Origin of the sequence: Streptomyces griseoviridis (assembly GCF_005222485.1) — a bacterium.
In the GTDB taxonomy this organism is placed as follows: Bacteria; Actinomycetota; Actinomycetes; order Streptomycetales; family Streptomycetaceae; genus Streptomyces; species Streptomyces hintoniae.
In genome coordinates, this window is record NZ_CP029078.1 from 38,166 (window position 1) to 61,166 (window position 23,001).

The window sequence follows — 23,001 nt, forward strand, 5'->3', positions numbered from 1 at the left end:
GTGGTGAAGTGCCCTGCCCTGGGGGTCGGGTCGGCCGATGCTGGCCGGGGCTGTTTGCGTGGTCGTCCGCCACGAGGTCAGGGGGTGGGAGCGTGCCCGTGTATGCCCGGGACATCACGGTCGTGTACGTCGACCGTTTCGGACGGCAGCAAGCCCTGCCGGTTCAGCGGGCGGGCCGTATCCCGTTCGAGGAGTTGCCGCCGTTGCGGCCGCCGGTGGCCTATCCGGGACGGACCTCGTTTGTCACCAACGCCGCGGCCCCGGTCGGCGGCCAGGCGCTGGTGTGTTCCTCGCTGCGTGAGCTGGCCTGCTCGATGCTGCTGGATCGCGACCCGCAGCCGGGGGTGCGCAGCGCCGGCCCGATGGAGCTGCACTGGCAGGGTGAGCGGCCGCACCGTGTGCGGCCGGCGTTTGTCGCCTGGCGTGCGGGGCGCCGCGAGGTGGTGTGCGTGCAGCCGTCCGAGATCACGGAGCAATGGAGCCTGGAGCAGCACGTGTTGGCCACGGCGGCCGCAGCCGCGGGCTGGCTGGTGCGGGTGATGGTGCCCCCGCAGGGCCTGGAGCTGGACAATCTCACCCTGATGCACGCGGCCCGCGACGCCGTCGACTGCCCGGAGCAGCTCGAGCTGCTGCTCGACCGGGTGCCCCGTCCGCGCCGTATCTCACGCGCCGTACGGGCGGCCGGACTTCCGCTGCTCAGCGGCGTGGACCTGGCCTACCACCTGCTGTGGAAGGGCGCCCTGCTGTTCGATCCCGGCCACCTGCTCACGCCCGCCACGACCGTGTGGCGCGCCGCCGGTCCTGGGGTTCCGGCGTGAACGGGCACCGCCTGGAGCCGCCCCCGCTGTGGGACAGCCTCGCCCTGGGGGACACGGTGCGCTATCGCGGCAACACCTGGAACGTCATCGCGTTCTGCGGGCCCCATGTGTATCTGGAACGGCCCGGGCAGGTGGCGGCGGATCCTCTGGTCATCGTGCAGCGGGCGCTGACGGCGGCGCCGGACTTCGCCGTCGTCAGCCGGCCGGCCAAGCGGACCGTGCTGCCGATGCGAGTCGGTGAACTGCAGGGCCTGCCGCGGGCGTTACGCAAGGAGGCGCAGCGGTGGGAGCGGCACGTCCAAGAGGTCCTGCACGAACAGGCGCCCTGGATTGCCGCCGACACCCCGCCCGCGGCCGCGTTCGACCCCCACCTGCGCACCCTCGAGCAGCGCTGTCAGGCCAAGGCGGACCAGCTCACCGCGCTCGGCCACCAGGTGTCGGCCGCCACCGTAAAACGCAAGTGCGCCGCGTGGCGGGCGGGCGGCCTGATGGCACTGGTCGACAAGCGCAGCCTGCGCGGCGCGTCCCTCACCGGGCACCTCGACGCGAAGGTGATCGACCTGGTGTGGGAGGTCTTGGACGACGAGCGGGAAACGGGCCGCTCGCCGGGCACGCTGTCGCGTCTGATCGACGACGTGAAGCGCCTGATCGCCGCCCGCTACGCGAAAGACGGCAAGCTCCCCAAGGAGTGGCGCTGCAGCCAGGCCACCTGGTACCGGCTGCTGGCCGGCCTTGGCATCACCGCCGAGAACGCGCATGCGGTGGCAGCGGCCCGGTCCGCCGACAGCGCCCACACCGCCAGCTGGTACACCGGGCGTCCGGCGACCCTCGCGCGCTGGCCCGGTGAGCTCGTCCAGATCGACACCACCGGGCTGGATGTCCTGGTGATGGGCGATGACGGGCGGGTGATCTCGGTGGAGTTGACCATCGCCATCGATGTCGCCACCCGCAGCATCATCGGCGCGCTCATCGTGCCCAAACGCCACCGCCGCGGCGACGGCAAAGGCCGGTGGATCGCCGGGCGGGCCACCCGGTCCTTCGACACGGTGCAGGTGCTCGGACAGGCGCTGGCACCGCTGCCGGCCCGGCCGGGCTGGGGCCCCGAGACCCTCATGGAGGGATCCGCCCTGCCCTACGAAGAACTCCTGGCCGCCGACGAGCGGTTCGCCGGCTCCGCCGCCCGCCCCGTCATCAAGCCGCACACCGTGGTCATCGACCATGGATCGCCCTACATCTCCGAGGACTTCACCCGGGCCTGCCTGTCGCTGGGCATCCAGGTACGCAAGGCCCGGCTGCGCACCGCGATCGACAAGGCCATCGTGGAACGGGCCATGCGGGCCATCAAATTCGGGTTCAGCCAGTACCTCGCCTCCTACACCCATCACCGTCTGGACCTGCGCGGAAAGAAGGTCCGCAAGCAGCTGGTGTGGACGATTCCCCAGCTGCAGGACCTGTTCGAGCAGTGGGTCGTGCTGCACTGGCAGCAGATGCCGCACGGCGGACTGCGCAGCCCCTTCCATCCCGGGGTGAAGGTCTCCCCCAACGCCATGTACGCCGCCCTGGTGGGCATGCGAGGCTACCGGCGCATCAGCCTGACCGAGAGCCAGACACGCAAACTGCTGCCCGCCTGGTACGTGCGCGTCACCCGCAAAGGCTTTCAGCTCAACAACCGCACCTACAACCTGGAGCGGGGCGGCCTGGACGCCTTCCGCGGCCCGTCCGATCTGGCCTGGCTCAAGGGCCGCTGGGAGGTGCACTGCTCCCCCAACAACCCCGAATTCGCCTGGTTGTTCGACCATCAGGCCGAGGCGCGCGGGGAGGACCCGTGGGTGGAGGTTCCCTTCATCCACCGCCGGCTGCTGCTCGACCGGTGGACGGAGGAAGCCTGGGAGGAAGCCGTACGCATCCACCAGGCCCGGGGCGGCAGCATCCGGGACGAGGTGGCTATCACGCGGGTCCTGGCCGAGCTGCAGCGCACCATGGCCGCCGGGCCGCAGGAGCCGCAGCCCGGCCTCACCACCCCCGCGGCCGCGCCGGCCCGGCCGGCCCCGCCGCGGCCACGTGCGCTTGCGTCCTCGGTCGAAGCCACCGCTGAACTGCCGCCGCTGGACATCGAGTCGGTGCGCCCGTTCCGCTCGCTGGACCGGCCCGCGCGCGATCTGTTCGACACCCCGGAACCGGTACGGGGCGGCGCCCAGAGCCTTGAGGACTTCCTCGCCTCACTGCCTCAGACCCCGCACCCCGACAGCGGCACTCTGCCGCCGGATGACCTCCCGCCCCCGCCAGGAGAACGATCATGACGAGCCAGACCCGCGCACCACGCACCACTGCCACCCGCTCGGCGGCGCCGCTGCACCCACAGGACCTCACCAGCACCGTGCACGGCTGGAACGCGCTGGCGCGCGAGGATCCCCCCTCTCCCCCGCCGCTGCCCGCCGCGCCGCCCAAGGAGGTCGCCGAGGACGATCCGCGGGTGCGCTACCACGGTCGGCTAGGGCTGGTGGAGACCCCCGACATCAGCAAGGGCCTGCTCACCGCGCGCCGCCTGCTGCGTCTCAACGGTGAACGCCGCCACCCCTGCCCCCACGTCGCCATCGACAGCGACTGCCGCGGCACCGGCAAGCGGACCCTGCTGCACCACATCGGCCTGGGCTTTCAGGGCCGACTGGAGAAGCTGCACGGCATCGACGACACCGTCATCCCCGTGGTCTGCCTCAACACCCCGCCCGCCCCCGGCACTCCGGCCGACTGGTCCGCCGTCATGGCCACCTTCCTGGGATGGGACCTGTACCGCCACAACGCCGAAGGTCAGCTTGTCCCGCGTATGAAGGACTTCACCGGGCCCGCGCTGCACATGCTGCGCACCAGCCGTACCCGCCTGTGCCTGATCGACGGCATCGACCGGCTGCGCGCCGAAGACCTGCAGCCGACGTTCGACTTCTTCGACTACCTCACTGACGAACTGTCGCTGACCATCTTCTGGAGCGGCATCGGCTCCAGCGACATCCTGCGCGAGGCCCGCACCGCCCGGATCCCCGCCCTGCGCCGGACCGGCCAGAACACCGCCGCGCTGCGGCCCCGCGCGGTGCCCACCCTGTGGGTCAACCGGCTTCCGCCGCGCAGCGCGAAGCACCCCGACGAGTGGGTCAGCGCACTCGCCACCTTCGACGGCAAACTGCGGCTGATCCAGCACGTGCCGGGCACTCTGCTGAAATACCAGAAAGTGCTGTACCGCATCACCGACGGGCTCATGGAGCACCTCGCCCCGCTGATCGGCATGGCCGGCCAGCTCGCGATCCTCGACCACAGTGAAGCCCTCACCCCCGATGTGCTGCGGGACGCCGCCGCCTACCTCGACCTGCCCGCCGGCGACGACATCGACAGTCTCTGGGCAAGCGATCCCGAGCCGGAGGTCACGGACGCCCCCACCACTACAACGGACCGTACGGTGTGAAGGCGCCTGGCAGTCGGCTACTCGTGCATGGTCAGCGGTGCCCGCACATAGGTCGTTCGGCCGGCCCAGATCGCACCGTCCACACACGTCGGATCAGCCATCGGCCCGGTAATGATCACAACATCCCCCGCCGCGGCGACAGCCCGCCGCCACGCTGCTGACGACGGCATTGTCCCTTCGTAGAAGCACAGCCCGTCCGGGAAGGACACGCTCAGCATGTCGCCGGGCAGGCGCAGTTGCGCACTCCAACCAGCCGTGCGCTCAGGGGCGAACAGCGTGCTCGTCGACAGAGGTTTCCCTCCTGCCTCGCGCACGAGGAACTCCACGACGTCCGCCACCTCTACCTCGCCCTGCGCAGTCTCCATTTTCATGGTCATGGGCTGCAGCATGAAGATCACAGCCTGATCGGCGAAGTGCCCGCTCTGCGCCCTCAGTTGCGATTCACCGGGGCCAATGTCGAGCGGCTCCTGACTTCGGGGATGATCCGCGCTCAGCGCGGCCACCAGGGCCACGGCCGTGTCCGCCGCATCCCGCCGCTCCTGCATCGTGCAGTCCGCGCTCGTGGCACTTCCCGTCCGCGCGCCGTCGGCCCACGGCTGTGCAAGTCTGCGGAACGCGGCCGAGGTTCGCACGACGGCGTCCGCCGACCCGTCGCCGTCCAGGAGTGCCGCAGGGAACCCGCCGTAGACCTCCAAAGCGATCACACACGCCCACTCCATCAGCTTGCCGACCGATCGAGCGTCCGTCGCCACGCGATCCAGCAGAACCGACCGGCACCCCTGACAGCCGTCCAGCGCCGCGTCGTACAACTGGTCCATCACAGCAGCCCGCGCCCCGAAGTCCGGCACGTAACATTCCGAGGGCGCAACGAACCGCCGCCCACGATCTCTCGCATGATCGTGCACATGATCGGCGGCAGCGACGAGCTTCTCCACAGCCCCTCCAAGGCAGTCCCGTCAGTCCAGCCCATCGTCTCGGCGCTTCGAGAACCCCCACCCCAAAAGCGCTGAAACCACCACGCGGAGGCCGATGCTTCGGTACGGAGCCACAGGGACAGCGCCAGCCCGCCCTGCCCCCACGAACCCAGCAACCAGGCCAGGCCACAAGATCGCGCCCGTTCCGATCAGCGCCCAGATCCTCAGGAGTTCTCACTGGATCTGCGCCCTTCTCAATCAACCTGCACCACAGCAGGCCAGAGCACATACAGCGGGACACACTCCGTTCTCAACTATCTGCAACCCCGCAGCTCACAGAGCGCCCAGGATGCATTCTCGATGAGAAGTCACAGGCGGCGATCTCCTTGAGCTGCTGGTCGGTGGCGCCTGCTTCCTGGGCGTCGAAGAGGCGGGCGGCGTAGCGGGGCGGCAGCGCGATGGTCAGGTGCCGGATGCGGTCCTGGTCCGTCGACCCGATCGGCGCGGTGTAGCCCATGCGGGCGCAGGTGTCGATGACGATGCCGCCGGTGGTCGCCGCCTTCTGCCGGGCCTTCGCCCGGATCTGCGGCTGCCACCGCTTCTTCACCTCGCGCTCCAGGCGGGCGGCGAGGTCGGCGCGGGGCTTCTTGATCTGGTCCTTCACGTACCGCTCGACGGTGCGCTGGGAGATCCGCAGCATCTGGGCGACCGCCTTGGTGCCCCCCAACTGTTTGACGAGGTAGCGCATCTGCGGGCCCGCACTCTTGGGCGCCGGGCGGGTGAACGCCTTCTGCACCGCGGCGTCCAGGCCGTCCCCGAACAGGCTCATCGCGCTCTACCTACTCCCCGGTGTCCTGGTCGGTGACGGTGCCGTCCTTGATGTACCGGGCGAGGTTGAGGTCCGGGGCGTTGAACTGCTCGCGAACGCCCTCGCCCCACAGCACGCTCTGCGTGCCCTCCCACTTGACCAGCCCAGGGTTCACGCCGAGCTTGAAGCCGCCCGGCAGTGGCTTGCCGTCCCGGTAGGGCAGGAAGTCCAGCGGGGAGGGCCCGTCGGAGGCGTAGACGGCGCAGTCCGAGAGGACCGCCACCGGGTGCTGCCCGGTGAAGGCTGCATGCTTGACGATCTTGCGGTGCATGTTGATCCGGGTCCGGGAGATGACAGCGGCGCGGATGTCCGGGCGCCACGTCGGCCGGGCAAGGGCCCGCCACGGCTGCCCGGGTTTCCAGCCCTCCCCGCGCGGGCGCTCGCGCAGCTTGCCGATGCCGCCCTTCACGGTCGCCTTGACCGCGGACACCACGATCGCCAGCTGAGGGTCCCGCTGCCGGTAGCCGTCCATCGCCCTCAAAAACTCCTCCGGCGACAGGTCCGCGCCCACCCCGAGGTCGGCCATCGTGGCGAGGTAGGCATCGCGCAGCCGGTTGTACCAGCCGTCCAGGTAACGGCCGTTCTCGTACCGGACGTACGCCTCGATCGGGCGCACCTCGTAGCCCAGTTCGACCGCGTACGCGACGGTGGGCGTGGCGTACCACGCCGGGCCCTCGGGCCGTTCGCCCTTCGGCGTGAACGGGCTGGGCAGCAACGAGCCGTCCAGGTCCACCCACGTGTCCTTGGCGACCTTCACCCTCGACAGGTCGACGTGGGACAGGTCGACCAGCCACGCGCCGGGCAGCTTCGCATCGAAGGCGGGGTTCTTGACGTGCGTTGGCGCGCCCAGGCCGACCGTGAGGCCGTTCGCGCCGGCGGCGAAGGCCATGTTCACGTCGATGCCCACCAGATGGGGGCGAAGGCATTCGGCGTCGGTGAGTGGGCGCGCCCAGTCGTACGCCTCCTCCACCAGGACCTCAGCCGGGGTGCGGTGATGGAAGCGCGGCAGGTCTGCGAGCAGCGGGTGGCCGTCGGGGGCCTCGCACGGCGCGCAGTCCACTGGATCCTTCCCCAGCGAGCCGGGGTTGTGCTCGGAGTGCCTCTTGCCTGTCTCGTCGGGTTCGGAGGCGCGGGTCGGCGGGTGCAGGGCGTTCATCAGCTCCAGGCCTGTGACGGCGGTGGAGCCGCGCGGCGTCATCACCCGGGCCGCATACGTGCCCAACAGCCGGGCCAAATCCGCCGGCGGCAGCTGCCCCGTGTTGGCCCAGTGCCGGGTGTCCAGCGCGTCCCACGACGGGATGCACAACTGCACGCACGCCCGCTCCGAACCCTGCGCGGGGCGGTAGATCCTCGCCCACGGCCCGAAGCCGCGCTTGGTCAGCTTCCAGTCGGCGCGCGTCAACTGCTTGATGACCTTGTGGCCCTCCGGGATCCGCCCGGCCAGGCGCTCCTCTTTTGTGATCGTGACCGGCAGGCCGTAGTGCTCCAGTGCAGCCTCCGTGAGGACGAGCAGCGGATCGGCGCCCTTGCCCGGACCGGACAACTTCGGCTGACCGAGCCGCCCCTCACTCAGCGTCCACTCCACCAAGGCCGGAACGGACTTCGCCGGTACGTCTAGGACCAGGCCGCCGACGCAGTACGCCAGCACCTGGCCGTCTTCGACGTCGACGACCGCGAGCGGCCCGTTCTCGAACCGCGCATCGACACCACCGGCTGGGCTGCCGACGGGGGCGGCCTTACGCGCGGGCGGCCGACGCGACGTCGGCCTGGTCGTGGCCACCGGATGCGGCACAGCGGCGGGGCGCAGCGCGGTGTCCTCGGAAACAGGCTCCAGGATCCGGTCTGCGGTTGGTTCGGTGCGAGCTTTGGCCGGTTCAGCGACCGATGGCGCAGGAACGGCCGGGACGGCAGGCGTCTCGGGGACCGCCGTGTCCTCAGAGGGCACCGGGGCGTTGGCGGGGTAGAGCTGGGCGAGCTGCTTGAGCATACGGGCGTACGCGTCGCGCTCCGGCGGCCGCGGCTCGGTCTTGCCGGCCTCCCAGCCGCTGACCGTCGCGCGCCGCACCTGCAGTGCGGCGGCCACCTCGTCCAGCGTCAGACCGTGCGCCTGGCGCAGCCGTTTGCGTTCCGCCGGGGGCGGCAGCGTGGAGCGGGACGAGACCAGCGCGTCGACCGCGTCGAACAGCTCGGACATACAGAACCTCCTGCCCCAGACCCTAGCGTGAAGCGCACCTTTCGCGTACCAAGCACGTACGGATGGCGTAAATGGCGGTTGGGGGTTCACGGTTGCTTCGGGAAGGGCGTTCTCGGGTTTGGGTTACTGCTGTCTTTAGCCGAGTGCTGCAGCTGGTGTCCTGGCTATGCCTGAACTGGTCGGGGAGAGCGGCTTGGTGTGAGAGATCTGGGAGAGCAGACGGCCGCCGTGCACCAGCCATCGCGGGGGCAGAACGCTCGGGGGCGGGCATGGGTGAGATCGTCAAAGGGCTCGAGCGGGCGTTGCTGACCCGTCCCGTACCTACGAGTGATGCCGCTGTGCGCTTCCTACTCAGGGCGGAGAAGGGCTCCACGAAGAACGTGGCTGTCCTCCTGGGGATCTCCCAACGCACGGTACAGAGGTGGGTCACCACCCGGCCGGGAATGCGCCGCCGTCCCAGTGCTGTGCATACGGGGCTGATCGATGAGGCCGTCAGGGCACGGTGGCAGCCCCTGGTGCGCGCCCGCCGAAGGGCCCGGGCCGAGGCCGACGGGTTTGTCCTCCACACCAGGGCGCGGTTCGGATTCGCCGCTCCGGCAGGCTCGTCGGACGACCCGCGGGTACGGCTCATCACCCAGCACCTGTCGGGAGAAGTGGCCCGCGAGCTGTTCGCCGCCCGGGACGCCGGCGGGGGCGAGCAGCAGCAGATGGTGATCCTCGCCCGAGCGCTGGGGCATGCCTACTTCCGGGACGGAGGCCTGCGCGCCCACGGTCTCGGGATCGCCTTCACCGACGTCGAGTTCGCCGATTTCTCCATCGACTGACCGTGCAGCAGGGTTCGCACTCAGCGCGAGGGCGGCCTCTGGTTCCGTGTCAGCATCGCGTCGTAGTGCTGTGCTTCCTTGCGTTCGCGCCAGTCCCACTGGATACGGCCGGCAGGGCCGGTGTGTTGGCCGGCGGGCGGCTGGGGCGGGCAGAGCCGGGCTACCTCCGCCACGCGCAGCAGATGGGTGCGGTCGTGAGGGCCTGCCAGCAGATGCTGGTCCTGTCCAGGAGCGAGCCGGGCGAAGCAGACGGCGGCCTTCAGGAAGACGCGCGCCCACGGCGGCACGCGGTGGGTGGCGCAGCCGTCGGTGTAGCGGGCGCGGTCATGCAGGGCCAGAGTGGCCGCGGCGTCGTCGTAGTCGCCGGGACGGGCGGTGGCGAGCTGCTGGAAGGAGACACCGGTGAAGAGCGCGACAGCAAGGGCTGCGGCCAGGCGGGGGTGGGCCGTCACGGTGGCCAGACGGCGGGCGGCTTCCCGGACTGCCTGCTCGGTGAGCAGTGCGGGTGGCGGGCGGTGCCGGAAGACGATCGGCGGCGGCGTGCACGGGGCGGTACATGGAGCGGGGCTGTCGTAGGAGACGAGGCGGTCCAGCACGGGCAGGGTGAGCCACCGGTTGGCCGACCGGGCGGGCTCGTCAACAAGCGGGGATACGGCGGCCGGTGTGCCGTAGTAGTGGCGGCGGGCGGCCTGGAGGTCAGCGGTGACGCAGTAGTCGGCCGTCTGCAGGGCCTGGTGCAGGGCGGCGGGAAGGTGAGGGCGGTGGCAGACCAGCGTCAGGTGGATACCGGTGAGGGTGCGCAGCTCCAGGAGGCGCATCGTGCGGCGGGCGGTGAGGCGGTGAGCGCGCAGGACAGTCAGCCGGGTGACGGGCACGGCAGTGATCCATGCGGTGGCGGCTTCCCAGGCGGGCTGACGGCCGGCGGGAAAGCCGCCCGGGAGCAGGGGCGGTTTACCCAGGGCGACGAGAAGGTCGTGGGCAAGACCGGTTTCGCTGGTGGTGCCCGGTCCGGGGTGCAGGGTGATCCGGCCGGACGGCACGTGGTGGGCGGCCAGAGCGGTGCGCGTGTGAACCGCATCGTCGCCCGGGTCGATGACCACGGCGACGGGCGACGGCACGGCGGGCGGCATGGCGGCGTGGTGGTCAGGCGAGGCGGCTGAAGGCCCAGCGCAGCAGTTCCTGATCCACACGGGGTCGGCCGGTGCGGGCCAGGCCGGTGCGGGTGTGGGCGGTCAGCTGGGCCCAGGCGCGGAAGTTGCCGTGCGCGGCGTGACTGTCGGCGAAGGCGATGGCCTCGGGGTCGGCGTCAGCCCAGACCGGGTGGAACAGCGGGATCACCTCGAGGACCTCGTCGGGTGTGAGGCGGGAGAACTGCTGCCAGATGAAGACACGGGAGGACAGCATCGGTTCGCGGCGCAGCACGGTGTGGCAGCCCGCGCCACCGACGAAAATGATGGCGAGCTGGGTTGAGGGTTCGTCCCAGAGGTAGCGGAAGTATTCGAACGCCTCCCCGTTGAGCCACTGGGCCTCGTCGACGAGGAAGGTACGGGGGCGTTCGGCCAGGGCCGTCTTCAGCAGACGGTCGAACTCGCTGGGGTGGCGCGGTGGCTCGCCGGCCAGGTCGAGCGCGGTGAACAGTTCGTAGCGCACCGCGCGGGCCGTGGGCCGGGCCCGGAAGGTGATCTTTCGGACATCCTCGCCGGGTTCGAGTGCGCGCAGGCAGGTGTTGACAGCGAGGGTCTTGCCGAAGCCGGCCCCGCCGTGGATGCACATCATGGCGCGGGCAGCGACCGTGTCGGTGATGTTCTCCCGGGCAGTGAGCAGGGCGCGGGTGGTGACCACGGAGGCGTCGGGCAGGTCGACGTACTGGTAGGTGGCCGCGGTCACGAGGCGTCTCCGTCTTCGTCGGTGGTGGGAGGTGCGGGCCGCCCGCCTGGGCCGTCGGGGGCGGAAGCGCCGTCACGGCCGTACGGGTACCGGACGGGCGGGCCTGGCGTGGTCAGCGCGGCCAGGGAAGCCGGGGTGCGCCAGTCGGCCGGTGGCGCGGCGTGCGGGATGAGGTCCGGCATCGCGAGCTGCGCGAGGTCGGAGTCGGCAGTCTGGGCGAGTTCGGCCTCGGCCTGGGCGGTGGTCAGCGCGCCGAGCCGCCGGGGGGCCTCGGGCTGGTTCACGGCGGCGTAGCGCTCGCGCTGCGAGGCCTCCAGGTCCTTCTTCAGGCGGCGGGCACGAGCGGCCCGCGCCCTTCGTACGGCGCTGATCTGTTCGTCGGTGGCCTGGTCGGCCAGGTCCGCGGGGCCCAGGTAGCGGCCGGTGGCGGCGTGGTAGACCTCGATGCGGTGGTCGTGGTGGGGCATGAAGCGGATGCGGACCTGGATCCCGGCCTGGCCGGTCATCCACGGCCCCACGTAGTCGCGCCTTTTGAAGCGGATGCCGCGGGTGGTCAGCGTGCGGGTGCCGGCGTCCTCCAGGGTGAACGTCCACAAATCCGCGGCCGGCACATCCCGCAGCGGGGTGGGATCGTCCTGCCACGCCTCAAGCGGAGTCTTGCCCCGCAACGGCGCCGGGCGGTGCTCGGTGTTCCACCAGAGCGTCCAATCCAGCAACCGGGCGGTGAAGTCCTCAAAGCCCAGCAGCACTTCGTCCTTCGGACGGGAAGCACGTTTGCCGGGGCGCGACTGGCGGGCGTAGCCGGGCAGCGAGGCCAGGAACATGCTCTCCACCGCCCGGTTCAGGCCCTCCACGGTGCCCTTGAGGTGGGGGGTGTAGGCGGGCAGGTCCTCCACCGTCACGTCCAGGAGATCGAACGCTGCGGTCACCGTCCGGGACAGGAAGTCCTTGCCACGGTCCACCCGTACCTTCTCGGGCACGCCGCCGAACGGACCGTAGGGTTCCTCGCGCAGGACCGCGGAGCGCAGCGCGGCCAGCACCGACTCCCGCGACGGATCCCCCGGCGCGACCGCGACGCCAGTGATCGCGTTCGTCGCGCAGTCGGTGAACCAGGTGATCCACGGCCTGCGAGCCTTGCCCTCGACGTCGACCAGCACCGGCGCCTGCATGTGGTCCGTCTCCCACACCTGATTGCGCCAGCCCCGCGGCCGGGCCAGGAACACATCATGCTTGCGCGCCTCCCGCTCCCCTCCCGCAAGTCCGGCCCGCTCCCCGGGCGTCAGATCACGGCGGATCGCCCGGTGCAGCGTCGTCAGCGACGGCGCGTCTGCAGGCGGAGACTGCGTGGCAGCACGCAGGACCAGTTCGCGGTGGACCGCCCGCACGTTCCCCTTCCACAGCGCCAACAGTCCACGGACCTCGGGCGTGACCGTGAACCTTGCATCGACCCGGGAGCGTGCGCCGGGGTTGGCAGCCGCGGTCTCATCGCTCTGAGCGGTGGCCAGCCAGCGCCACACCGTGCGCTCCGACACCCCTAGCGCGTCCGCGGCCACCCGTACATGGACTGCTGTCAGCTTCTTCGCTGCCCGCAGGGCGAGCAGCCGCCGCACGGCCGGACCGCGCAGCGCCGTCCTGGACGCCGCAGGCAGTCCGCCGTCTGGGCGGATGGCGTCGCCGTCCTTCATGTCAGCTCCCCTCAGGCGGGTGGGACGTCGTGTGCTTGCCGGTGGCCGGGAGCATGCGATCGCCTCCCGTCCCTTGCAGGAGCGCTTTCGTTCACAGTGGCGGCGCGACCCGCTGGAACAGCCGCCTCAGCAAGGCCCGGTCGATGGACGCGTCAGCGGTGGCGAGCAGCGCGTTCTGCAGGTGCGCAGTCAAAGCGGCCCACGTGCGGAACGTGCCGTGCGCGCACGACCGGTCGATCCACGTCAGGTCCGGGGCCGGTACGGTGCGCCACAGCGGATGGAAGCCGGTCACCACGGTCGCCACTTCCGCTCCGGTCAAGCGTGGAACCTCCTGCCACGCGACCACCCGCGATGCCAGCTGCGGCAGCCGGGACAGCGCCCGCTCGCTGCCCGCCCCGCACAGCACCAGCGTGATCCGGGTGCCGGGGTGGTCCCACAGGCTCTGCAGGTACTCCAGGCACGGCACGGGCAGGCGCTGTGCCTCATCGACCACCAGCACCCGCGCCTCACCCAGAGCCCCCGCGACCGCGGCGTCGGCCAGCGCAGATGTGTGTGGGAAGCGGCCCGCCAGCGCCAGCGCGTCGAATACCGCCCGCCTCATGCCGGCCACCGACGGGCGCACCGGTACCGGCACCCACGTCACCTTCCAGCCCGGGGGCACTTCGCTGAGCGCCATCCGCACGGCGGCGGTCTTGCCCCGGCCCGGATTGCCGAAGACACACACCGCGCCCTGGGTCGCCATCGCCTGCCCGACCGCCTCGGCCACCGCCCGCACCAACGACGTCCGCACCAGCTGCGCTCCCGCCGGCAACGCCACACCTGCCAGCGCACCGTTCTCCCCCACCTGCAAGCTCCCGGTCGCCTCTGGTACGAGACGCGGCAGCCGGAGCGCAGCCACTTTCGCCGCGCCTGCCTCACGCGGCCCGGCCAGAGCGAGGTCAGCGAGTGCCTGCCGCGTTTGCTGTTCTTCCCGCTCCCGCCGCGCCACCGCGCGGTCCGGCAGGATCCTGCCGGCCTGAAGGTCCCGGCGCACCGCCCGGTGCAACGACGCCAGGGAGGGCACCTCGCCCCCGGCTGCCTTCAGGTGCCGGTGCAGCGCCGCAACGTTCCCGCCCGCCTGAGCCAGTGCCTCCCACATCTGGTCGGACAACTCCAGCCGGGCCCGCGGCCTGTGCTCGACACGGCCCTCCGTCCGCGCCGCATCCAGCCAGCGCCACACCGTGCGCACATTCACCCCGCCGACCTGGGCGCCCGCACGCACATGGGCCGTGGTCAACGCCCCGGCCGCCTCGAGCTCCAGCAGCCGCGCAACCAGCACCGGTCTGGACACCCTCAACCCCGCCGTGACCCCACCCCACGCGCCCGGCTGCCCCACCCCGCCCCCTTTCGCCCGCGCAAAACCCGACACGGACCACCGTGCCGCCGCGCAGCCCTCGGAAAGATCAGAAGTGCCGTTCTCAAGACAGTGGAGCGGAGTGGGGTGTACCGGCCTATGACAGCCGCACCGCTACAGAAACCGCCCCACGACAGTGACCACGCCCTTCCTCAACGCCCGACCAGCGAAAACACCCAGCTCTGATGTGCCGTCACTGACCCCCACCCACTGACACCAAACCGGCACATCGCACGCCGCCTACGGAATCCAGCTCGGCCTACTGATCGGCTCAGAGTTGGCCTTCGGAGGCATCGGAGAGAGCCTCCCCCTCGTTGCAGACGCCCAGAGCTCTGCCGCCCTGGGCGCGGCAGCGGGCTCAAGGCGGCAGAGCTGGGGGTGGGCCTGGTCGGCATCCATGGCGGCAAACCGTCGGAGTCCGAAGGCTCCGGAGGCGTGATGCGCGGTGGGCGCCAGGTCAGTCGTCGATCACGGTGGTTCGGGTCAGTGACAGTTGCTTCGTCTCCCGGAAGGAGGCGAGCACCACCAGGGCCGAGACGACCGCCAGGGCCATCAGGTAGAAGCCAGGGGCCAGTGGAGTGCCGGCGACGGTGACGAGCCCGGTGGCCACGAACGGGGCGGTGCCACCGAACAGGACGTAGGCGGCCGTATAGCCCAGCGCCGAACCACTCGCGCGAAGCTGCGCCGGAAACATCTCGACCATGGCAGGCACATTCGACGTCCCGATAACCGAAACGAACACCGCCAGGACAGTGGCACCCACCAACGCTCCGGCGAGGGATGTGCCGATCAGCCAGAAGGCGGGCAGGGTGCAGACCGCGAACCCCGTGCAGGCGGTGAGCAGCATGGGTTTCCGGCCCCAGCGATCGCTGGCCGCCGCCATGAGCGGGCATGCGGCGCTGTAGGCGAGCATCGACACGAACCCGGTGAGCATGGCCTCTGTCTTGCTGTACCCGACCTCCTCCGACATGTACGCGATGAGGTAACTGCTCATCAGGTAGTAGCCGACGGCGTTGGTGATGCTGTACCCGAAGAGGGTCAGGACCTGGCGTCGGCAGACCCGCCAGGCTTCCCGGATGGGGGCGTGGAGCACGGCCTCGCGCCGTTCCATGGCCCGGAAGACGGGGGTGTCCTCGATCCGGTTGCGCAGGTAGAGGCCGATCAGGCCGAGCGGTCCGGCCAGCAGGAACGGGATGCGCCAGCCCCAGCTGCGCAGTGACGCGTCGTCCACCGACCACGTGATGAGCAGCCCGGTGAGGGAGCCGGTCACCGAGGCGAGGCCGACGGTGAGGGCGACGACGCTGGCGTAGCGGGCGCGGCGGCCTTCGGGGGCGTACTCCATGATGAACGCCGAGGCGCCGGTGTACTCGCCGCCTGTGGAGAATCCCTGGACGGCGCGGAGCAGGAACAGCAGGACGGGCGCGGCGACGCCGATCGTGGTGTAGCTGGGCAGGAGGCCGATGAGCAGGGTGGAGCCGCTCATGCAGAGCACGCTGAGGGCGAGCATGCGGTTGCGGCCGATGCGGTCGCCGTAGCGGCCGAAGAAGACGGCGCCGGCCGGGCGGGCGATGAATCCGCCCGCGAAGACCGCCCAGGTCGCCAGGAGGGCGGCGGTCTTGTCGTACTGGGGAAAGAAGATTCCGGCGATGGTGGCCGACATGATGGCGTAGGCGCCCGAGTCGAACCACTCGACGAAGTTGCCGATCGCGGTGGCGAGGGTCACCTTGCGGCGGACCGCCGGGGACGGGGCGGAGGTGGTCTCCGTGGTTCTCGGGATCTTCTCCGCTGTGGGTGTGCTGTCGGTGCTGTGTCCGGTCACCTCGGTCCGTCCTTCCGGGTCGGTGTTCCTCCGGTGGGGGCGGGAGTGGTTGTCTCCAGGTCACGGGTGCGCAGGGCGGCCCGTTGGATCTTGCCGGTGGCGGAGCGGGGCAGTTGGTCGACGAACTCGACGATCCGCGGGTAGGCGAAGCGGGAGTGTGTTCCGCGGGCGTGTTCCGCTATCTCGCGGGCCAGTTCGTCGGAGGGCCGGTGGCCGGGCGTGAGTTCGATGTATGCCTTGACGGCCTGGCCGCGCAGCGGATCGGGGACGCCGACCACCCCGGCGTCGGCCACGGCGGGATGTTCGCGCAGGGTTGCCTCCACTTCGTAGGGACCGACACGGTACCCGGAGGTTTTGATCACGTCGTCGGTGCGGCCCAGGAACCAGAAGTAGCCGTCGTCGTCGCGTATCGCCTGGTCCTTGGTGTGGTACCAGGTGCCGCCGAAGGCTTCGGCGGTCGGCTCGGGGCGCTGCCAGTAGCCGAGGGGGAACTGGGGGTTGGAGCGGGCGCGCAGGCAGATCTCGCCGGGTTCGCCCGCCGGGACCTCGTGGCCGTCGTCGTCGAGCAGTCTGACGTCCCAGCCGGGCAGCGGGCGGCCCATGGAGCCGGGCTTGACGGGGACGCCGGGGAAATTGCCGAGCAGGGGGTAGGACTCGGTGGAGCCGTAGTAGTCGAGGAGGGTGACGCCGAACTGGTCGCAGAACCAGTCGATGAGGTCGGCGGTCAGCGGTTCGTTGGAGCAGCAGACCACGCGCAGGTTCTGCGGGTGACGGGTGCCGGCGTCCGGGACGTCCTGGCGCATCTTCCGCAGGAAGGTGGGGTTGACCAGGGCGGTGGTGACGTTGTTGCGGGCCATGGCGGCCAGCAGTCCGTCCGGGTCGAACCCGGCGGCCGGGCGGTACACGAGGTGGGCGGCGCCGGCTCGCAGCGGGCCCATCAGCTTGGCCATCGACCAGGCCCAGTCGCCTGCCCCGTAGAACACGTCGCCGGGGCGCAGGTCGTGGCAGTGGCGGAACTCGTTGTGCCCGAGGAGGGTGCGGTGGGCGTGGACGATGCCCTTGGCGGGGCCGGTCGTGCCGGAGGTGTAGAAGATGAGCGCGGGGTCGTCGGCGGCGGTGTCCGCGGTGGTGAAGTGCGGGGGCCGGGCGGCGATCTGCGGGTCGTCGACGTCGATGACGGTGCCGGTGAAGTCGGCGGCGCGGTGCAGGGCCCCGGGTTCGGTGACCAGTACGTCGGCGCCGGAGTCGGCGAGTCGGTAGCGGATGGGTTCGTCCGCCCACAGCAGGGACATCGTCACGAGGATCGCCCCGGTGCGCAGGACGCCGAGGTAGGTGGCCGGGGTGTCCGGGCGCTGCGGGAGCAGTACGGCCACCCGGTCGCCCTTGCGCACCCCGGCGGCGTGCAGATGGGCGGCGATCTGTCGGGAACGGTCCTGGACCTGCTGCCAGTTGACCTCCTGACGGTGCCCGGTGTGGTCCTCGAAGATCAGGGCGAGTCGGTCACCGGGGTGGTGGTCTGCGACGTCGGCGGCCATGTTGTACCGCTCGGGGACGGACCACTGGTGTGTTTCGACGAGTCGCCGGTAGGCGGCCTCGCCGTCGTGGAGCGGGGCGGTGGGGGTGACGCCTGTGGACATGGGTCGGGGCCTCCTGGGAGTGGGTCGGGGGTGCTGCCGTCGCGCGCGGCGGGTGTGCCGGGTGGCTGACCGCGGTCAGCGGCAGGGCCGGGGATCGTGGGTCGCGCTGTCCGGCAGGCCGGGGCGCCCGGTCGGTCGGCGGCGCGATCGGCGCGGCGCAGGGCCCGCGGGACGGCGGTGCGATCAGCGCGGCGCAGGGTGGGCGGGACGGTGGTGCGGTGACGGCGTCGTCGGCTCGGGGCGGACGGGTGGCTGGCGCTGTCAGCGTCGGCGGCCGGCCAGGAAGCGGGCCATCTCCCGCTGCGGCTCCCCGGTGGCGTACGCGGCGACGTGTACCTTCTTGGCCGCTTCGATCGCCTCGTCGAGGCCCGCGTCGTCCAGTTCGCGCAGCCGGCCCTTGGTCAGCGCGACGGCGCCGGGCGGCAGCTGGGCCAGGCGCGTGGCCTCGAGAAGGGCCTCTTCCTTGACCCGGTCGGCGTCGACGAGACGGTTCAGCAGTCCGAGGCGGAGCGCCTCCTCGCCGTGGACCAGCCTGCCGGTGAGGGCGAACTCGGTGGTCTTCGCGCGGCCGAGGATGCCGCGCATGGCCCAGATGCCGGTGATGCTGGGGATGCCGGAGAGGACCTCGGGCTGGCCCATGCGCACTCCCGCGTGGCCGATGCGCAGGTCGGCGAGCAGGGCGAACTGGAATCCGGAGCCGGCGGCGACGCCGTTGACCGCGGCGATGACCGGCTTGTCCAGGCCGCGCACGGTCCGGAACAGCAGTCCGAAGTCGTCGATCCACGCCTCGGCGGCGGCGTGGTCGTCGGGGTCGATGGCGGCGGTCTCCGCGAGGTCCTGGCCGGCGCAGAACGCCCGGCCGGCGCCGGTGAGCACGACGCCTCGGCAGCGGTCGTCGGCGCCGGCCTCGGTCAGGGCGCCGACCAGTTCGGCGCGCATCGCGGCGGTCCAGGCGTTGAGCTTGTCGGGCCGGTCGAGGGTCACCTCGGCGAGGTGGAGGGCTTCCTCAGCGGTGCCGTCGACGGAGACGGGGTGCCGGGTGACGGTGACGGTACTCGTGGCGGTGTCAGTGCTGGGCCGGGACATGGCGGTGTTCCTTCCTCGGTGCGGTGTGCCGCCGTGACGCGTTGCGTCTCGGCGGGCAGTCATGCAAACAGCGAGGGGTGTGACCTGGCCAACACCAATGAGGACTGCCCGCGATATCGCAGCGATATGGTGCCCCCATGGAGCTCCGTCACCTGCGCTATTTCGCCGTACTGGCCGAAGAACTGCACTTCGGAAGGGCAGCGGAACGTCTGCACATGGCGCAGCCGCCGCTGTCCCAGCGCATCCGGGACCTGGAGCGTGAACTGGGGGTGCGCCTCTTCGACCGGGCCCGCCCGCGCATCCAGCTCACCGAGGCGGGCGCGCTGCTGCTGGAGCACACGCGTCCGGTGCTGGCCGGAGTGGAGACGGCGCGGGAGGCGATGCGCAGGCTGCGGCCAGGGGAGGCGGGTGTCCTGCGGGTCGGAGTGCCGCCTGACACTCATCCGCCGGTGCTGCGCACGCTGAACGAGTTGTTCTCCCGGCGCGTTCCCGATGTCCTGGTCGATCTGCACGAGCTGACCACGGACGAGCAGTTGCTGCGGCTGCGGGAAGGCGAGCTGGACGCCGGGGTCGTGCGTCATCCCTGCGACTTGGTCGGCCTCGAGTCCGGGCCGAAGGCCCGTCGGGACCTCGGCGTGGTGCTCCGCACGGATCACCCTTGTGCCCGGGACGGCGGTCCGGTGCGGCTGCGGGAGCTGAGCGGCGCGTCGCTGGTCATCTTCCCCAGGGCGATGGCTCCGCAGTTGTACGACCACATCCTGCTGACCTGCCGGGACAGCGGTTTTCTGCCCGGCGCCATCCGGCACGCGCGCAATCCGCACTTCGTGCACGGGCTGGTGCTCGCCGGCCGCGGTGTCCATCTCAACGAGGCGCCGACCGCGCCGCTCACCGACGGGCTGACCTGGCGTCCGCTCGACGGCACGGATCTGGCGTGGCTGACGTCGGTGGTCTGGGTGCCCGCCCGGCACAACGCGACCATCGCCGCCTTCGCCGAGGCCGTCGACGAAGGGCTCACGGAGACGGGTCATCTCCCGGCCGGGGGTCGCCGGACTGAACCTGCCACGGACCGGCCGGGATGAAGGTGGCGCATCGCCACACCGCGAACGGCCGCGCCCTCCGCTGGCGGCATCCACTGCGGCCGGACCGTTTCGCCGGGGATCATGCGTCCACCGGGAGTCGAGCCCCGGTGGACGCAGTTCGTCCGGTGGGGTCAGGGTTGGAGGGGCATCGACCAGCAGTTGGAGGTGGCGGGCTTGCCCGCGAGGCGGTCGCTGAGCCAGGAGATGGCGTCGCCCTGGTCGGTGATGAGTGGCACGAGGTGGTTGGTGAGGATCTTGTCGCCGAGGTTGGGCAGCACGATGGCGTCGTAGGTGACGTTGCCGCCCTTGTCGCACCAGTCGACGGCGAGCTGCCGGGCCTGGGAGTGGGGGACGATGTCGTCCTGGACGCCGGTGGCCAGGCGTACGGGGCCGGTCGGCTTCAGCCTGCCGATGCGCTGCTTGTCCAGGGCCGCTTTCGCCCGGGGGTCGGCCGCGATGATGTCTGCGATGGACTTGCCGCTGGTGGTCCACTTGCTGCTCTTGGTGAAGCCGTAGCCGAAGATCGCGTCGCCGACGCACATGGTGGACGCGTCGGCCAGGGCGGCCTTTCCGACGGCGCTGATGTTGGCGTCGACGACCGCGCGCAGGTCCGGATCAGCCTGGGCGAATCCGTTGATGGACCAGGCGAGGGCGCCCGCGAGCGCGCTGCCGTCGATGCCCTTCATGACGGAGGTCAGGTCGGCCGGGGGCGCGCCGGCGTAGGTGCCGGCGAGGGGGATGTCGGGTGCGTAGGTGGGCTGGAGTTCGGCGGCGGCGGCGCTGGCTCCGCCGCCCTGGCTGTATCCGTAGAGGCCGGTGCGGGAGGCTGTGGTGATGGAGGCTCCGGGTACGGCGTGGGCGGCGCGGGCCGCGTCGAGCAGGGCGTGTGCCTGGTCGAGGCGGTTGACGTAGGTGTGCAGCCGGTCGGTGGTACCGAGGCCGACGTAGTCGGTGACGACGACTGCTGCCCCGGTGGACAGGAGCCGGTAGATCGCCAGGGCTTCGTAGCCCACGGACACCGTTTCGCCGTTGAGGGTGAGCGGGTTCTGGAGTGCGAACGACGGGGCGCACTGGTCGCCCTGGCCCATGGTGCCCGAGGCCACCGCGACCAGGGGGCGCGCACCTGTCCCCTTCCAGGCGGCCGAGGGTTCTATGTACGCGCCGGTCACAGCGACGGGCTGGCCGGCCGAGTCGGTCGACTTGTACATCAGGCGGGTGGCGGTGCCGGGCATGGGCCGACCGTCCAGACCGGGGATGGAGAGCCCGAGAGGCAGCGCTTCGGTGCGGATCAACGTCCCGTTGGCCGAGGGAAGTTCGGTCGGCGGGGTGTAGAAGGCGGGGATGGTGACGCCGCGGGAGACGACGGGTTCCGGCGCGGCGGAGGCGGGCACTGCCGACAGACCGGCGCAGACGGTGCCGGCGATGACGCCGGCCAGCAGGCGTCGGCGGGTCCGGTTGCCGCGGGGGGTGGTTCCGGCGGGTGTGGGGAGGGCGGAGCGGGATGGAGTTCCGGCGGGTGCGGGGAGAGCTGAGCGGGACGGGGTTCTCTTGCGGCTCATGTGTGTTCCTCGTTCGTCGGTCAGGTGAGGGTGTCGATGTGGGCTGCGGGGTTGTGGTCCATGGCCCGTTCGGCCACGGCGGCGATGGTCGTCGAGGGGGCGTTGGCTCCGGTGGTGCAGGGGATCTGGGCGCGGTGGAGGGCGTAGAGGCCGCGCCCGGCCCCGGACGGGTCCTTCTGGGCCGCATACGGTTCGCGTGGGGGCGCCGCCTAGCGGGTGCCAGGGGTTCTTGGCCAGAGCGTTGGTGTCCGTGAGGGTGCCGGGCTCCTGGGTGATGGCGCTGTTGATGACGGCGTCTTCGTCGAGGGGCCCGTGCGGTGGGACGGAGTCGGGGGGGGTGGGGGCGTGGCCACCCGGCCGGTGTCGTCGGTCCGGTCGGCGTACGTCTTCCACGCGCCTACCAGCGTCCGCCGGCGGTCCGTTCGGCGGAGGCGACGTTGTGGTGGGTCTGTACCGTCACTCGGCCCGTCGCCTCGGCCTGGGCGGGCGGAGGCGGGGAGGGTTCCGTAGCGAAGGTTCCCGGACCAGCCTCATCCGGGAGGGAGCCGTCGAGGCCGTAGGTGGGGGGTGGGTGCTCGCGGGTGCGAGTCCGGTAGCGCCGGTGAGCGGGCGCGCCTGCTGGGAGTGGGCATGTGCTGCTCCTTCGGTGGGGGGTGGCGGGCCGTCCGATCAGTGGGCCGTGCAGCGGTCAGGGCGGGTGTCGGGTGGTCGAGGTGCCCGCAGTCGTAGGCAATGTCCTGCACATGCCAAGGACAGAGGAAACAGCATCGTTACTCGCTGGTCACTTACGGCAGCGTAGGTCTGTGTGTCAGTGAGTGACAAGACGTCTTCACCCGCCGTTTTCGAACGGCTCGCTATGCTGCGACGACAGGCGGGGGTCGGAAGGGGCGAACGTGCACGAAGCACCAACCGCGGTGCATGCGAGGGCAGTTCAGGCGGCGGGAAGGCCGTCGCTGGCCGAGCGGCGAAAGGAGGCGCTCCGTTTCGAGATTGCCGCCGAGGCCGTCCGTCTGTTCGCCGAGCACGGCGTCACCGGCACCACGGGCGAACAGATCGCCCGCGCCGTCGGCATCTCCTCGCGCACACTGTGGCGGCACTTCCCCAGCAAGGAGAGCTGCGTCCTGCCACTGCTCTCCGCCGGGCTCGACTTCGCCGTCGCACAACTGCGCCACTGGCCGGCCGACATGGGCTTGCTGGACTTCGTCTCACGATCGCTGAGGGCCGGGGAACTGCCCGCAGTGGCTCCCGTCATCCTCGACCTGATCCGCATGACCACCTCGGACCCGGCACTCCGTGCCGTCTGGCTCCAGGCCCACGACGACGCCCTGCCCGTCCTCGCCCAACTCCTCGCCGAGCGTTCCGGCGGCAGTGCCGACGACCTGCGGACCAAGGTGCACGCTGCCACCATCAACGGCGCGCTGCGAGCGGCCTCGGAGGACTTCGCCCGCCGGTACGCCCAGGAGCCCGGTGCGGCGGGCAGTGAGATCGCCACCTGCCTCCTGGTCGCTCTGCGCGCGGCCTCCGAGGGACTTCCCTACTGAATCCTGTGCCGCCGGGCGGGAGCTCCTCCCCCGGTCACGGTCCCTGCGGCGCTCGCGGGCTGGGCGCTGCCCTGGCGGTCCGCTCAGTGCGGCGGTTCGCCGCTCCGCTCCAATGCGGACCGGCGGTGGGAAGACGTGTCCCTGAGTGGACTGAACCGGCGAAACCGAACGCTGTCGTCGACCGTCAACCTGTAGGCAGGTGTCTCCGTCGCGTCGGGGGCCGTGGCGGGCCCGTCCTCGTGT

17 protein-coding genes are annotated in these 23,001 nt (G+C 71.1%); 6 read left to right on the forward strand and 11 right to left on the reverse strand.

The features are described from left to right. The first annotated feature begins 92 nt into the window (after positions 1 to 92). From DDJ31_RS00160 to DDJ31_RS00170, 3 genes are read left to right on the forward strand one after another with little or no spacing between them, the layout of a single operon-like run. A complete protein-coding gene (locus DDJ31_RS00160) occupies positions 93 to 818 on the forward strand; it encodes a hypothetical protein (RefSeq protein ID WP_127182348.1) in 726 nt (241 codons plus the stop codon). Further along, entirely contained in the window at positions 815 to 3,118 is a 2,304-nt protein-coding gene (locus DDJ31_RS00165; RefSeq protein ID WP_127182347.1) for a DDE-type integrase/transposase/recombinase, read from the forward strand. The genes DDJ31_RS00160 and DDJ31_RS00165 overlap by 4 nt, the downstream gene beginning before the upstream one ends. After that, the gene (locus DDJ31_RS00170) at positions 3,115 to 4,272 is read left to right on the forward strand and encodes an ATP-binding protein (RefSeq protein ID WP_127182346.1); all 1,158 of its coding nucleotides are present in this window, start codon (positions 3,115 to 3,117) and stop codon (positions 4,270 to 4,272) included. Before DDJ31_RS00165 ends, DDJ31_RS00170 begins: the two co-directional genes overlap by 4 nt. A 17-nt stretch (positions 4,273 to 4,289) precedes the next feature. Here the strand turns inward: DDJ31_RS00170 and DDJ31_RS38725 are convergent, their stop codons facing one another. The 3 genes from DDJ31_RS38725 to tap all read right to left on the reverse strand — a co-directional run bounded on the left by DDJ31_RS38725 (position 4,290) and on the right by tap (position 8,248). Next, complete coding sequence (locus tag DDJ31_RS38725) at positions 4,290 to 5,207, reverse strand: hypothetical protein (RefSeq protein WP_206280770.1); 918 nt, start codon at positions 5,205 to 5,207, stop codon at positions 4,290 to 4,292. A gap of 289 nt (positions 5,208 to 5,496) precedes the next feature. Beyond that, the gene (tpg, locus tag DDJ31_RS00180; protein WP_346656299.1) at positions 5,497 to 6,015 is read right to left on the reverse strand and encodes a telomere-protecting terminal protein Tpg; all 519 of its coding nucleotides are present in this window, start codon (positions 6,013 to 6,015) and stop codon (positions 5,497 to 5,499) included. 10 nt (positions 6,016 to 6,025) lie between these two features. After that, positions 6,026 to 8,248, reverse strand: a complete 2,223-nt coding sequence (tap, locus tag DDJ31_RS00185; protein ID WP_127175782.1) for a telomere-associated protein Tap — start codon at positions 8,246 to 8,248, stop codon at positions 6,026 to 6,028. Between the two features lie 269 nt (positions 8,249 to 8,517). Here tap and tpg (DDJ31_RS39985) point away from each other — a divergent pair, with 269 nt between their 5' ends. Continuing rightward, the gene (gene tpg / locus DDJ31_RS39985) at positions 8,518 to 9,072 is read left to right on the forward strand and encodes a telomere-protecting terminal protein Tpg (RefSeq protein WP_127175783.1); all 555 of its coding nucleotides are present in this window, start codon (positions 8,518 to 8,520) and stop codon (positions 9,070 to 9,072) included. A gap of 20 nt (positions 9,073 to 9,092) precedes the next feature. Here tpg (DDJ31_RS39985) and DDJ31_RS00195 read toward each other — a convergent pair whose 3' ends face one another. The 7 genes from DDJ31_RS00195 to DDJ31_RS00225 form a co-directional block, all read right to left on the reverse strand. Then, a complete protein-coding gene (locus DDJ31_RS00195; protein ID WP_240677913.1) occupies positions 9,093 to 10,202 on the reverse strand; it encodes a hypothetical protein in 1,110 nt (369 codons plus the stop codon). Between the two features lie 13 nt (positions 10,203 to 10,215). After that, complete coding sequence (locus DDJ31_RS00200) at positions 10,216 to 10,959, reverse strand: ATP-binding protein (RefSeq protein ID WP_127175784.1); 744 nt, start codon at positions 10,957 to 10,959, stop codon at positions 10,216 to 10,218. Next, positions 10,956 to 12,569 (reverse strand): Mu transposase C-terminal domain-containing protein, encoded by a 1,614-nt coding sequence (locus DDJ31_RS00205; RefSeq protein ID WP_431029105.1) that lies wholly within the window; start codon positions 12,567 to 12,569, stop codon positions 10,956 to 10,958. Before DDJ31_RS00205 ends, DDJ31_RS00200 begins: the two co-directional genes overlap by 4 nt. 166 nt (positions 12,570 to 12,735) lie before the next feature. Next, the gene (locus DDJ31_RS00210; protein ID WP_240677914.1) at positions 12,736 to 13,974 is read right to left on the reverse strand and encodes an ATP-binding protein; all 1,239 of its coding nucleotides are present in this window, start codon (positions 13,972 to 13,974) and stop codon (positions 12,736 to 12,738) included. Between the two features lie 520 nt (positions 13,975 to 14,494). After that, the gene (locus tag DDJ31_RS00215; RefSeq protein WP_240678346.1) at positions 14,495 to 15,856 is read right to left on the reverse strand and encodes an MFS transporter; all 1,362 of its coding nucleotides are present in this window, start codon (positions 15,854 to 15,856) and stop codon (positions 14,495 to 14,497) included. Continuing rightward, complete coding sequence (locus DDJ31_RS00220) at positions 15,853 to 17,493, reverse strand: acyl-CoA synthetase (RefSeq protein ID WP_127182345.1); 1,641 nt, start codon at positions 17,491 to 17,493, stop codon at positions 15,853 to 15,855. Before DDJ31_RS00220 ends, DDJ31_RS00215 begins: the two co-directional genes overlap by 4 nt. 261 nt (positions 17,494 to 17,754) lie before the next feature. Then, positions 17,755 to 18,579 (reverse strand): enoyl-CoA hydratase/isomerase family protein, encoded by an 825-nt coding sequence (locus DDJ31_RS00225; protein WP_127182344.1) that lies wholly within the window; start codon positions 18,577 to 18,579, stop codon positions 17,755 to 17,757. Positions 18,580 to 18,716: 137 nt separating this feature from the next. Between DDJ31_RS00225 and DDJ31_RS00230 the strand changes: the two genes are divergently transcribed. Continuing rightward, positions 18,717 to 19,658 carry a LysR substrate-binding domain-containing protein gene (locus tag DDJ31_RS00230; RefSeq protein ID WP_127182343.1) on the forward strand — a complete coding sequence of 314 codons (942 nt, stop codon included), beginning with the start codon at positions 18,717 to 18,719 and terminating at the stop codon, positions 19,656 to 19,658. Between the two features lie 131 nt (positions 19,659 to 19,789). On the opposite strand, the gene DDJ31_RS00235 is transcribed toward DDJ31_RS00230, so the two are convergent. Further along, entirely contained in the window at positions 19,790 to 21,217 is a 1,428-nt protein-coding gene (locus DDJ31_RS00235; protein WP_127182342.1) for a lipase family protein, read from the reverse strand. A gap of 893 nt (positions 21,218 to 22,110) precedes the next feature. Between DDJ31_RS00235 and DDJ31_RS00240 the strand changes: the two genes are divergently transcribed. Then, positions 22,111 to 22,758 carry a TetR/AcrR family transcriptional regulator gene (locus DDJ31_RS00240; protein WP_240678345.1) on the forward strand — a complete coding sequence of 216 codons (648 nt, stop codon included), beginning with the start codon at positions 22,111 to 22,113 and terminating at the stop codon, positions 22,756 to 22,758. Positions 22,759 to 23,001 lie beyond the last annotated feature (243 nt).